Origin of the sequence: Candidatus Hydrogenedens sp. (assembly GCA_035378955.1) — a bacterium.
Classification (GTDB): Bacteria; Hydrogenedentota; Hydrogenedentia; order Hydrogenedentales; family Hydrogenedentaceae; genus Hydrogenedens.
In genome coordinates, this window is sequence record DAOSUS010000083.1 from 1 (window position 1) to 13,434 (window position 13,434).

The 13,434-nt window shown below is 38.8% G+C and carries 12 protein-coding genes; 6 read left to right on the plus strand and 6 right to left on the minus strand.

The annotated features are described in order from the left end of the window. The 3 genes from PLA12_12610 to PLA12_12620 form a co-directional block, all read left to right on the plus strand. On the plus strand, nucleotides 1–1,099 hold a 1,099-nt coding region (locus PLA12_12610; GenBank protein ID HOQ33336.1), incomplete at its 5' end, for a hypothetical protein. Nucleotides 1,100–1,191: 92 nt separating this feature from the next. Beyond that, nucleotides 1,192–2,604 (plus strand): L-fucose/L-arabinose isomerase family protein, encoded by a 1,413-nt coding sequence (locus tag PLA12_12615; protein HOQ33337.1) that lies wholly within the window; start codon nucleotides 1,192–1,194, stop codon nucleotides 2,602–2,604. 25 nt (nucleotides 2,605–2,629) lie between these two features. Then, nucleotides 2,630–3,610, plus strand: a complete 981-nt coding sequence (locus tag PLA12_12620) for an ABC transporter permease (GenBank protein ID HOQ33338.1) — start codon at nucleotides 2,630–2,632, stop codon at nucleotides 3,608–3,610. A gap of 11 nt (nucleotides 3,611–3,621) precedes the next feature. Here the strand turns inward: PLA12_12620 and speB are convergent, their stop codons facing one another. The 3 genes from speB to speD all read right to left on the minus strand — a co-directional run bounded on the left by speB (nucleotide 3,622) and on the right by speD (nucleotide 6,229). Beyond that, on the minus strand, nucleotides 3,622–4,533 hold the full coding sequence (speB, locus tag PLA12_12625) for an agmatinase (protein ID HOQ33339.1): 912 nt from the start codon (nucleotides 4,531–4,533) through the stop codon (nucleotides 3,622–3,624). A gap of 12 nt (nucleotides 4,534–4,545) precedes the next feature. Beyond that, entirely contained in the window at nucleotides 4,546–5,628 is a 1,083-nt protein-coding gene (locus PLA12_12630; GenBank protein ID HOQ33340.1) for a deoxyhypusine synthase family protein, read from the minus strand. Nucleotides 5,629–5,833: 205 nt separating this feature from the next. After that, complete coding sequence (gene speD, locus PLA12_12635) at nucleotides 5,834–6,229, minus strand: adenosylmethionine decarboxylase (protein ID HOQ33341.1); 396 nt, start codon at nucleotides 6,227–6,229, stop codon at nucleotides 5,834–5,836. A 6-nt stretch (nucleotides 6,230–6,235) separates the two neighbouring features. On the opposite strand from speD, the gene PLA12_12640 reads away from it, so the two are divergent. Further along, nucleotides 6,236–6,382 (plus strand): hypothetical protein, encoded by a 147-nt coding sequence (locus PLA12_12640; protein HOQ33342.1) that lies wholly within the window; start codon nucleotides 6,236–6,238, stop codon nucleotides 6,380–6,382. Nucleotides 6,383–6,741: 359 nt separating this feature from the next. Continuing rightward, a complete protein-coding gene (locus PLA12_12645) occupies nucleotides 6,742–8,106 on the plus strand; it encodes a Gfo/Idh/MocA family oxidoreductase (GenBank protein HOQ33343.1) in 1,365 nt (454 codons plus the stop codon). A gap of 79 nt (nucleotides 8,107–8,185) precedes the next feature. Here the strand turns inward: PLA12_12645 and PLA12_12650 are convergent, their stop codons facing one another. Next, nucleotides 8,186–9,109, minus strand: coding sequence for a DMT family transporter (locus PLA12_12650; GenBank protein ID HOQ33344.1), 924 nt, complete (start codon nucleotides 9,107–9,109; stop codon nucleotides 8,186–8,188). A gap of 65 nt (nucleotides 9,110–9,174) precedes the next feature. Beyond that, entirely contained in the window at nucleotides 9,175–10,254 is a 1,080-nt protein-coding gene (locus PLA12_12655; GenBank protein ID HOQ33345.1) for a 3-isopropylmalate dehydrogenase, read from the minus strand. A 429-nt stretch (nucleotides 10,255–10,683) separates the two neighbouring features. Here PLA12_12655 and PLA12_12660 point away from each other — a divergent pair, with 429 nt between their 5' ends. Beyond that, on the plus strand, nucleotides 10,684–11,682 hold the full coding sequence (locus PLA12_12660) for an HD-GYP domain-containing protein (protein ID HOQ33346.1): 999 nt from the start codon (nucleotides 10,684–10,686) through the stop codon (nucleotides 11,680–11,682). Between the two features lie 115 nt (nucleotides 11,683–11,797). Here the strand turns inward: PLA12_12660 and PLA12_12665 are convergent, their stop codons facing one another. Beyond that, nucleotides 11,798–13,396 carry a fucose isomerase gene (locus PLA12_12665; GenBank protein ID HOQ33347.1) on the minus strand — a complete coding sequence of 533 codons (1,599 nt, stop codon included), beginning with the start codon at nucleotides 13,394–13,396 and terminating at the stop codon, nucleotides 11,798–11,800. Between the last annotated feature and the right edge of the window lie 38 nt (nucleotides 13,397–13,434).

Sequence of the window (13,434 nt, forward strand, 5' to 3'; positions counted from 1 at the left end):
GCATGCCCAAACATTACCTCAGGAAAAAGCAAAGGATATTTCTCAATTATGGCAGAAGAATTATAAAAACATAATCAGTGGATTCGGAAATATGTATAACTTCCATGTGTTATATGAGCCAAATGCAGAGTATCTGTTCAGGGCTTGGTTCTTCGGTTGGGCTGTGGAAGATTGTAATCGGAATATTTCCGATTTTAAGGGTTGCGATGCTATTTTCACTGCACGAGCCCAAAAATTGGAAGGTCCCTGGGAAGTATATGCAGGTGACGGGCAATGGGATAATTCAGGCAATCCGAAGTTATGGAGACCTCTTTTCAGCACATCTGGAACTTACTTTGATGAATGGCATAACGGAGACCCTTCTGTAATTAGAGTAGGAAAGACATATTATATGGCATACAGTGCGACAGGACATGATAAAGACAGATTTCCTGCGGAAACGCCCAACGATACCGATGGCAGTTTTTACTGCGTTATGGGAGCCACATCGGAGGATGGAATACATTGGAAGCGTTCTGAAAAACCTATTTTAGAATATATCGGTGAACTCGGTGGTAAAGATAAAGCGGGAGATGTTACCTTGTGGGGAACTTATCATCGCCCTTCAATCATGTATGAAGATAACAAATTCAAAATTTGGTTTGATTACTGGACACCCCGCGGAACTGCTATGGGCTATGCGGAAAATCAGGGGGACTTTTTAAATGCGGAAGATTGGAAATTAATTCGCATAGGAGAAAATCCCTGTATATGGGAATTTCCTAATCCTGATGTTGTGAAAGTAGATAATTTATATTATGCGTATGCAGATCCCAGTGGATATGGAAATCATGAATGGAAGGGACGAAAAATTACAGAAGCCGTATCTCGCAATGGTGTAGATTGGCAAATTACAGGATATATAGAACCTGACCCGGACACACCCGCAACCCATGTCCCGGAAGCCCTTGTAATGAAAGAACAAAACAGAAACATTATCTATCTTTTTTATTCCTGTCAAATTGGCGGAGAGCCTTCCAAATATAACTTTCGATATAATCGAATTCGTTATATGTATCGTGAAGTCCCCTCATCCGAAATAGAAAAATATACAAAGTAAGAGGTTATATTAAACGACTAATAATTTGAGCCAATTTATAATGCTTGTTAATATATTACATATAGAAAAAATTTAAATAAAGGGATTGAAAAATGAAAAAAGAAGTAACCTTTGGAGTTATCGTGGGAAATAGAGGCTTTTTCCCAGACATTCTTGCAAAAGAAGGCTATGGAGAAATAAAAAAACTTCTGAAAAAATTAGGCTTCGGGATTGTTATTCTTAATGAAGACGACACCAAATATGGTGCTGTAGAAACATGGGAAGATGCCAAAAAATGTGCCGATTTGTTTCGGAAAAATCGTGATGAAATTGATGGAATTATTGTAACATTACCTAACTTTGGCGATGAACGAGCCGTTGCAGATACGCTTCGTCTGGCAAATCTTCAGGTGCCGGTATTAATTCAGGCAGAACCTGATGATACCAACGCCATGGGCATTAACCGACGGAGAGATTCGTTTTGCGGGAAAATCAGTGTTTGCTCTAATTTAAACCAATACCGTATCCCTTTTACATTAACAACCTTTCACACAGAATCCTTAGGCTCAAAGGAATTTTTACTTGACCTGCAATCTTTTGCAGGAACCTGTCGTGTTATCCGTGGTCTGAAAAATGCCCGTATTGGCTCTATGGGAGCAAGGCCTTCGGCGTTTAATACTGTGCGATATAGTGAAAAATTACTTGAAAACTATGGGATTACTATAGAAACTATTGACCTATCTGAAATATTAGGACAGGCAGAAAAAATATCTCCCAACGACAAAGCCTTAAAAGATGAATGTAAAAAAATATCGGAATATATTGCTATAAAAGGTGTCCCTGACAGTTCTATAGACCGCATGGCACGATTTGCACTTGTCACGGAGCGATGGATTAAAGAAAAAGAACTAAACGCTACTGCGATACAATGCTGGACAGCATTAGAGACCTATTTTGGGGTTGTTCCCTGCACCTGTATGAGTATGTTAAGTGAAAGATTAATCCCCAGTGCCTGTGAAGTAGATGTATGTGGTGCCGTTTCTATGTATTCGTTAACATTAGCATCGCAACGACCCAGTGCCTTATTGGATTGGAACAATAATTATAAAGATGACCCCGATGGTTGTGTTATGTTTCATTGCTCAAACTTGCCCAAGTCCTTCTTCAAAAAACCGCAAATGGACTATCAGGCGATAATAGCGAGTTCTGTTGGTAAAGACAATACCTACGGCACTGTAACGGGAAAAATTATACCTGCTCCTATGACTTTTGCACGCATGGGAACGCGTGAAGATTTAGGCGAAATACAGGCTTATGTGGGTGAAGGAGTATTTACCAATGACCGCGTAAAATCTTTTGGTGGATATGGAATAGCCAAAATTTCAAATCTTCAATCATTACTTCATTTTATCTGTGTAAATGGTTTTGAACATCATGTTGCTGTGACAATAGATAAAGTAGCCCAGAGCGTTTATGAAGCATGGGAAAAATATTTGGGTTGGGATGTATATTATCATAGTAGTTAATCTTTCGTAAGGAGAAGTTTGTTATATGACAAAAGAATTTAACCGTGTCAAAAGAACTATATCGCGTCAATCCCCTTTAATTATTTTTGCTATTCTTTGTATTATCCTCGCTGTTATTTCACCGGATTTTCGCAAATATGAAAACCTGATTAGTGTGGCATACCGCACTTCGGTCATCGGTATCCTTTGTGTAGGTGAACTGTTGGTTATCCTAACAGCGGGAATTGACTTATCCATAGGCAGTGTTGCTGCGTTTGCAAGCATGAGTGCTTGTCTGATTATGAAATATTTACACCAAGCACAGTATCCGGGATATTTTGTTATCACTATCGGTATGGTAACAGGGATTGGCTGCGGTGCTTTTGCAGGTTTAATAAACGGACTGCTCATCACACGCGGAAAAATTCCACCTTTCATTGCTACATTAGGTATGATGATGGCGGCACGCGGTGTTACACTGGTCATTAGTGGAGCACAAACTATTTTCGGTTTACCTCCAAACTTTTCCTGGCTTGGCGGAACATTATACTGGTGGATACCTGTTTCGATTACCGGCGGGTTGGCTTTGATTTTTGCATTTATCCTCACCATGACACGATTTGGCAGAGCCTTATATGCTATCGGTGGGAACATAACCGCCACAAGGCTTTCGGGTATTCGTGTGGAATTGGTTCGCACCATTGCTTATGTTCTTTGTGGTGCTATGGCAGGATTAGCGGGGCTTGTCCTTGCGTCCCGAACCAGTGTTGCTGACCCAAAAGCCGCAGAAACTTATGAATTAGATGCTATTGCTGCATGTGTGATTGGTGGGGCAAGCCTTATGGGCGGTGAAGGTGGAGCCATCTCCGCACTGGCTGGGGCTTTGATTATTATGGTCCTCCGAAATTTTTGTAATATTGAGAACATCAATACTTATTGGCAGCAGGTATTTGTTGGAACGCTTCTCGTAATTCTTGTGTTCTACGATAATTTGAGAAAACGACTTTCAGGAATAATACAAGATTAGAAGCCTTATACTTATTTAGCCTGCGAAAAGGTATATCCAATCAGGCGGTATATCATTTTTGCAATTGTAAATTGTGGATAATGTAAATTCGGTATAGGACTTAATTCACTGATATCAAATCCTATAATTTTTTTGTTACGGGAAAGTATCTCAAAGAAATGATTAACCCATTCCCAGCTTAAACCTCCCGGCTCGGGTGTCCCTGTTGATGGAATAATACTCGGATCAAAGGCATCGCAATCGAAAGTTATATATACATACTCAGATAATTCACTTAAAATCTTTGTAAATATTTTTTCTCCTTCCTTGTGTATTGTATGGGCATGGAAAGTAGTTACCCGTTTCCCTAATGTTTTAATGATAGCAGGTTCTTCCGGTGCTTCGCTTCGAATACCAATCTGAATTAACTTTCCATCATGACGGTCCAAAATCCGCGCCATAGCACAAGCATGGTTCCATTTTTCATTCAGATAAGAACTCCGCAAATCGCTGTGGGCATCCAGTTGAATTATTGTAAGAGGTTCATACTTCTTAATATAAGCATATACAGCACCTACGATACTTGAATGTTCACCTCCTATGGTAATAACAAACTTACCTTGTTCCAGCCAATAGTTTACTTCTGTTTCCAGTGCTTTCGCTAATTTTTCACCTGAATATCCTTTTGTCTTCAATGGTGTTAAGGTTGCAATGCCTCCGCAGGTCTGAAACGGTTCAAAACCCAAAACGGTATCGTATAATTCAACCTCATGCGATGCATTAATTATTGCTTCAGGACCTCTCTTTGAACCTTTTCCAAAAGTAGATGTTTTTTCAAAAGGGACAGGCAGAATAATAACCTTTGCGGTATCGGGATGAGAATGTTCAATGGGCAAAGCCAGAAAATTTTCTTTCTCATTCATAAATTTTACTTTTCGGCTCATTTTATATTTCCTTTAAGAAGCATTATCTAACTCTTCAAATACACATTTCATCAGGAAAGGTAAGACTATAGTGGCATCCGCCAGAACCTCTGCATATCTCCCCCCTTCTTCAATCGGCACAAACTTACCCCAACTGACACCTTCGGAATAAGTGCAACCGGATAAGCCACCCCAATGCACTGGTTCTGGACAAATACGAACGCCATATTGGAAACGAGGTTGCGGAATTTCTACATCCAAACGAACGGATGTTATATCATAATAAGGACCGACTTGCTGAGCCCAATTGCGAGGGACGCCACCTCCAATAGTTAAAATACCCAATCGTTTTGACCTGCCTATCAAGCGGGCATAATGCTGTAAATCCAGAAACGGATTGAAATTTGGAACTGCCTGAAATAACTCTTCGGGGTCCCATTTCTTATCTTTTTTCTGTTGCTTTTGGATAGTTTTTTTCATTGCCCAGGTGGAGAAGTCCAGACCCATTTCGCTGTCTGTAAATGCGGGAATATATACAGGTACATTTTTTTGATAGGCACTTCTTAAAATACCCTGCCCGTGGTTTAATCGTTCCAATTCCTGACCGACGGCACGACAAAAACGATGGGAACACCAGACACCATCTTCCGGTGTAACTTCATCAAGAACACGCCCAACCACCTCACATACATCATTAAGGTTTGCTTCCATCTCCAATGTATCATAAACACGATTATAGCCTTTTTCAAACAGTTCTTTATCGTCAATATCTGGATTAATAGCATAATGAGTAAGACCCATACTTTCCGTAACACCATGGGCAATTAAGGCTCCGGTTGCAATAACGGCTTGAACCAAACCGCGGTCTATCATCTCACAAATAATCATTCCTTGTTTTGCTACGGTCATAGCACCGGAAAGTGTTAGCACAACCGTGCAATCTTCATCACGGAACATTTTTAACAAAACCTCAAACGCTTCTCCTAATGTCCGCCCGCCAAAAGAAGTTTTTCGCATGGCTCTTATCAAATCAGAGAAACAAGAGACTTTCGAAAGGTCTAAACTTTTCAGAGGCATTAATCCATCCTGTCGCCCATCATGTAATTCTCGGTTCATTCTTTTTTCTCCTATGGAAACTTAATCTTACAATTTTAAAAAAACAATACTATTCTTGAAAAGTAATTATCCATCAGAAATAAAGGCAGACACACCTCTACATTGCTTATGTGTATATTATTTTTTATTCCATCTCAAATCAAAATAGAGACACCTCTATTTTGCTATAAGGACGGAATAATCCACCTAAGCCTGAAAGAACAAATTATTGTCCTGCCATTACGAAGGACTCAATTTTAGTAATTGCAGAGGGATTTTCTTCCTGAACGGGAAATCTCGGCAACTCGCGAATGGTTACATCACCTAAATCTAATTCTTCACGGATGTAACGGAACACGATGCGAGGGTCTGTTTTTCCGCAGGTGAAAATATCCATTGCAATGAGTCCCAAATCCGCATAGGTATGAGCGGAGCAATGGCTTTCATCCAGCATAACCAAGGCGGCAAATCCAGGGGGTGAATCACTGCCAAACTTGTAACGAATTTGCGAAATTACGGTCGCGCCGGCTCTCTCTGCTGCACGAGCCATCGCATTCAACACTAGCTTATCATTTAAGCATAGGTCGCGCGACACATTCCGACAATCGATAATAAGATGCATGCCCTTGTGCAATTCATAAACCCTCCTATAGGGTTAATGGTTTTAGTTGGTTACCGCGTTGCCGCCTTACGCTGGTCGCCTCACTATCGGAGCTTAGGGCTTGGGGTCGGCTTGTGTCGCCTCCATATCACACGGAGATATGCAGGCACATAAGTTTTAATTGGTAAAAATGTTACAAAATTTAATACGAAAAATCAAATCAAAAGTTACAAAATTTTTTAAAAATTTTTTTATTTATTTTACTTTGCTTTTAGGCTCAATTTATGCGGGTTTGCAACATATCTATTTCAAACTATTTTTTTTAATTAAAATTTTATTTTATTTTTTTTGTAAATAATTAAACAAAATTAACAAAAAATTTTATTTTTTATCTAACTTATGACTTTTTTTCTCTGCTATTTATGAAATACGGTATTGTTATATAATAAAAGATGACACCGTTTACAATATTTTATTGTCTGTAATTACATCTATTTTTCAAAAAAACTATTACTATTTTGGAGGAGTTTCCCATGAAAAAAAATGAGATAACACGAAGAGCATTTCTTGCCGTTACTACATGCACAGCAATGGGTAGTGTTTTCGCACAGAACAAACCCAATACTGCAAAAGTGGTTCCCCGCAAACTTTCGCCAAATGAAAAATTAAATTTGGCAGGTATCGGTATAGGAGGTAAAGGGAGAGAAGATATTCTTTCTTGTTCGCGTGAAAACATTGTTGCCTTATGCGATGTTGACCTTGACTATGCCAGTGAAACTATTAAGAAGGCACCTCAGGCAAAGGTTTATCAGGACTTTCGAAAGATGTTTGATGAAATGGGTAAAGATATTGATGCTGTGACTATCTCAACCCCCGACCATTCACATGCAACCATCGCTTACACCGCTATGAAATTAGGCAAACATGTTTATGTTCAAAAGCCAATGACCCATACCATAGCCGAAGCAAAACTTCTCCGTAAAACAGCCCAAGAAATGAAGGTCGCCACGCAAATGGGAAATCAAGGGCACTCTGGTATAGGTGCAAGAGAAGTATGCGAAATGATATGGACGGGTGCTATCGGACAGGTAAAAGAAGCCCACATCTGGACAGACCGTCCTCGCGATGGTTGGGGACAAGGCACGCCTAATCCATTGCCTGAAGAACCCATTCCACCTTCGATGGATTGGAATTTATGGATAGGTCCAGCCCCCATGCGTCCTTACAATCATGGGTATGCCCCTCATAATTGGCGAGGATGGATAGATTTTGGTTGCGGTGCACTTGGGGATATGGGGTGTCATATCATGGACCCTGCATTCTGGGCTCTTAAATTAGATAAAGCCAAAGAAGTTACTATCGAAATTGTTCAAATCGAAGGATACAATACACAGACCTATCCCATAAAATCTGTTGTAAAATACCATTTCTCGGAACGGGAGGATATGGGACCTGTAGATGTTTACTGGTATGACAAAGGGAATAAACCTCAAAAACCTGCAGATATTCCTACACAAGAAACATTGGGAGATGGTGATAATGGCTCTTTATTTATCGGGACAAATGGATACCTTACTGCGGGTGAATATGGTGGAAAAGCAAGGTTATTACCCGAATCGCGCATGAATGACTACAAAAAGCCTAATCCTATGATTCCTCGTATTAGCGGGTCAAATCATTATCGTAACTGGCTTGAAGCATGCAAAGGTGGAGAACCTGCCTGCTCGAATTTTGATTATGCCGCGCCACTTACAGAGGTTGTGCTTTTAGGTTGTATTGCTCAAAGATTAAATCGAAAAATCACCTATAATATGACGGAAGGAAAATTTGTTGGTGATGATGAAGCTAATGCTATGTTAACGAAACCCTATAGAGAAGGGTGGCCTCTTCCAGTCTAACAATCCCCGTGGATGGGGATTTTTCCTATAAATTCTGCCGTATATTTGAGAATTCTCAAATATACGGCTCTTTTTATTATTACTCAGGAGATTGTGTTTTTATATTTGATTGGGTCAATAATACAAGAACGCATCCTAAAAGTAGAACCGCTGTCCCTACCCACTGAATTAAGGATAAATGTTCATTTTTCCATAATAACAAAGCAAAAAAATGGGTAATCAATGGATTTAATGTAAGTAAGGTATTGCAAAAGGCAGAACCTAAATGCCATTGAGCATAATGAAAAGATGAATGGGCTACTGCGATTGGGAGAAGACCTGAAAACAAGGCTATAAGATGTATAGGAACACTTGCTTGTATTGCTTTCTCAGGAGACCCCAGAAAATAACCTAAAAGTAACAACCCGATGGTAGTATATATCGAAATAACACCGAACATAGGTATAGGATGAAGTTCCCGTTCCACAGTGTATTTACCATATACACAATAAATACCCCATAAAAAGGCGGATAAAAACAAGGCCAAAACAGCACGGTGTAAGTATGGAAATTCATCAATTGCTGAAGGTTTATATATCAATAAAACGGAACCGAGAATTCCCAAAATAGACCCAATAATAAATCGAGGATTTTTGATTAATGAGCGTTCTTCAGCAAAGACAAGGAATGAAAAAAAAGCAACAATAGGTATTTGTATCTTTACTAAAATTTGTCCCAAACTTGCAGTAGAGTTATATATCCCTATCGTCCATGCTGACTGCATAACGACATTCGTAATAGATAAAATGAATGTAGGGATAGGTTTTAAAAACGCCTTTTTGAATGCGTCTCTATAAAACAGAAGGCAATAAGGCACGAGGAAAAGAACGGCTCCGCTATACCTTATCCCTGCCTGTATAAAAGGGTCATAGGCATCTTGAAGGTATCTAATAAATATCGGCGAAAAAGACCAACCGAGTATGGCTAATGAAAGTGCTATCCCTGCTCTATTTTTTTGAGACATAGAAATTCCATATCACCTTCAAATTATGCCCCCTATTTTACTTTCCTGTCTATAACTAATCAAATTTATATCTTTGCTACATAATCTGCAATAGCATCACCAATTTTGGTTGTTGACCAACCTGATTCTTTTATTTCCTTTGCAGATAAACCTGGCAATACTTTGGATTCGAAAAACTTTATAACTGCTTGTTCAAGTATCTCTGCCCCTTTACTCTCACCAATGTGGTCTAATAACATCTGACCGGCTAATATACAAGCAATCGGATTAATAATATTCATTCCCGTATATTTGGGAGCACTTCCTCCTATCGGCTCGAACATGGACACCCCCTCCGGATTAATATTTCCACCTGCGGCAACACCCATACCTCCCTGTATCATAGCACCCAAATCAGTAATAATATCACCAAACATATTATCGGTAACAAGCACATCAAACCATTCTGGATTTTTAACCATCCACATAGTTGTTGCATCTACATGAGCATAATCACGGGTAATATCCGGGTATTCTTTTGCTCCCATCTCATGAAATGCTCGTTCCCACAAATCGAAAACGAATGTCAACACATTGGTTTTTCCAACCAGCGTTAATTTTTTATCTTTATTCCGTTTTCGTGTCAATTCAAATGCATATTTTAAACAACGGTCAACTTCAAAACGCGTATAAACACTCTCCTGAATGGCTACTTCGTGGGGTGTTCCCTTCTTTTGAAATCCTCCGCATCCTGTATATAGCCCACCTGTATTTTCACGAACAACAACGAAGTCAATTTCCTTGGGTCCTTTGTCTTTTATAGGAGTATAAACATTAGGATACAATTTCACTGGACGAAGATTGATATATTGGTCTAATTCAAAACGCAAACGGAGCAAAATTCCTTTTTCCAGAATACCCGGCTTCACATCTGGGTGTCCTATGGCTCCTAAATAAATGGCATCAAACTTTTTTAATTCATCTACTGCCGAATCTGGGAGAATTTCTCCTGTTTTCAAATAGCGGTCACCACCAAAATCGTATTCTACTGTATCTAATGAAAATCCCAACTTCTGTGCTACGGCATTTAATACTTTTACACCTTCTTTTATCACTTCAGGACCCGTTCCATCACCTGGTAATAAAGCAATACGATAAGTCGTCATAAATAATCTCCCATAGGTTAAGATTTTAATAACAAAACTCAATAAATTCAATGATTGTAAAAATTTTAAGCCCTTATTATAACAAAAATAATATCAGAAAAACACCTCATTAGGATAAACCACAGAAGACACCAAGGTAATTTCAAACAAAGGGTACAGAGAAGATGCGGTCAAAACATGTTTCACCCTATCTGTGTAAAGCCTTTATCTCCTTTTCTTGTTCATTCCTATTTTTTATGTTTTTAATGGTTCTACCTATGTAGTATAGGTGTTCAAATAATGTTTTTTGATTATTTGTTTGTAATTCTTCGTTTTATTTAATAATCTATATACAAAATTTTTTTATTTAAAAACTTTTTTATTATGATATATGTTAAAATATAAAAAATATGTTTTGTTATTCACAAAGGATAGTAAAAGGGAAGTACAATGGAAGGTGAGCAAAAAAAAGCAGAGGGAATTACCGATTTAGAAAAAGATTACTTCCCAATCCCTATTTCTCTATTACAAATAGATAAGATAGTAAGTTTCGATTTATATTTACGAATCAACGCCAATAAGGAACCTGTACTTTATCGTTCAAAGAGTTTACCTATTTCTGAAAATGATATAGTTCGATTAAAGGAAAAAGGTATTGAAATATTATATGTTCACTCTGAAAACAAACGGGAATACAAACGCTATCTTGAAACAAACTTAAGGGATATTCTATCGGATAAAAATGTTGCCGTTCAGAAACGGACAGAGGTTCTTTATACAGTTACAACACAGGCAGTTAAGGAAATGTTAGATGACCCTCGCAGCGGTGAACTTTTGCCTCGCTCTCGTAATTTAGTTGAAAATACTTTAGATTTTATATTCCATGAGCCCACTGCCTTCCAATGTATGCTGAAAGTCACGAATTTTGATTATTACACACATACCCATTCCGTTAATGTAGGGATTTTCAGTGTATTTCTTACAAAGGAAATTAATTTTCCCGAAAATGAATTGCTCCGTTTTGGTATGGCTTCTTTATTGCATGATATCGGCAAATGTCGAGTAGACCCTAAGATTGTAAATTTTCCTGGGAAATTATCTGAAGAGCAGTTCGAACAAATGAAAAAACATCCGGAATATGGCTACGAAATTTTAACGAAAGAACAGGGATTAAAAGACGAGTTACAATTGGATGTAGTTCTACATCACCATGAAAAATTAACCGGGAATGGCTACCCCCATAAATTAAAAGGTAATGAAATTAGTATTTATGCACGAGTATCTGCAATAGCTGATATTTTTGACGCATTAACTACTCGACGGAGCTATAAAAATGCTTTCTCCTCATTTGACGCATTAAAACTCATGAAAGATAAAATGAGTGATGAATTAGACCAACAAATATTCAAAAAATTTATCCTTTTAATGAGTGAAAAGAAACAAACATAAATTCATTGCAATCAACTAACAACTTAAAAATTTCTCAAAAAAGAATAAGGACAGGTCTCTTTTAGAACCTGTCCTAAAATTTTTATTAGATACAAACTATCTATTTTTTTGTCTATTACTTTTTAAATCTTGAACGCACATCTCCGGCAACACGCGTTGAAATACCTAAGTAACGGCAAGTCGCAATAAGTTCTGTTAGCACATCGCCATACCCAATGACGATATGATTGGACATGTGCGATGCCATGAGTTGGTCACGGTCATAACCCGGTATATGCACATTGGCAATAGGCCATTGCGGTGTTGTTTTATTCAGCCTATCCTGTAATTCTTCCTTTGGTACTTCAACTACTTCACCCAGTCCACAATCCATACCTAATTTACCACCTGCTTCATAGGCACGCGCCCATGTAATAACACCGGGTTTAGACACACCGGAGCAAGTTCCACCACCTAACGGGAAATACATCGGCGGTTGGCGATATACCTTGGTATTTTTCCATCCACCGAAGTGAGCAGGAGGAGCACCGCCGGAAATCAAGAATACCCACAGAAATTTCCCTTCAAAGTCTCTCCCCCAACGGACATCATGCAAAGTAGTTTCGGGCGGCATCTTTTTGCGGGAGTAAATCTCACATAACAATAATTGTGGAATACCTGCACCCATATCCCCTTCATTAAAATGAACTATGGGTTGTCCATCACGAATAATCTTTTTTGTTTCCGGGTCTCTTACCGGGGGACGGTCTGAGTTATTCAACATTCCTTCGACCAAATCTGAAGCAGGACAGCAACGCACCAATCCATACTGATAGGGAATACCTATGGCACTTAATCCATATCGGGCTACCATTCGCACAGCGGAACTATACATTTTCATCTGCGAAAGGACCTGGTCATATACCAAATCAGTAAATTTGTTCGTTCCCCAATCGAACCATGTTCCTTTCTTCACCAGCCAATCCAGATGTTTTTGTGCCTCTTCATCGCTCACAAGATTCATTTCTGCTAACAAATCGGATTGGTTTAAATATTCAATAGGTAAACCGACAGCACCTAACTTTGCCGGGTCCATAACGGCATTGAGCATACCCATACAACCCGGGTCAAACTGTCCCATAATACGCCGATTTCTTAAAATATCCTCGGCTAATTTCTTCCCAAATTGTTCAGCACTCGGAGGCAGATTTAGTTTTTCTGCATCGGTAAGATGGCTTAAGTCATGCACAACCTTACCGGTATCTAACCATTCCTTTAATTTTTTCATAAATACCGGGTCATCTGAAAATGTCTCACTCCATAAACGCGAATGTGCCACATTTAAGCGGTCTAAAGTCGCTGAATGATTTAATAACGCCACCAGCCCGGGCCATGTGCCATCGAAATTTGCCAGTAAAAGCACAGGTCCTCGATGTGTTTGTAAAGGACCCGAAACATGGTGAGAATAAGCCCAGATATTTAAAACAACAATTACAGGGGCGTCCGATTCCATTTGAGAAAAAACCTGAACCCCCTCACACTGTTTGGTAATAAAGCCGTGTTTCTTTTTGGCATCATATTTTGGCAGTACTTGGGTATCATATCCTAATTTTTTCAATGCCTTTTGTAGTAAATCCAGTGTTTTCTCCTGCATAGGCCAACCGACACGACACGCTGTATCTCGAAAATCACCATTATTTACAAGATAAACAACCTTATTTTTAGATGTAGCCATATCTTTACTCCTTATGTTTTCTTTGTTTACACCATTAA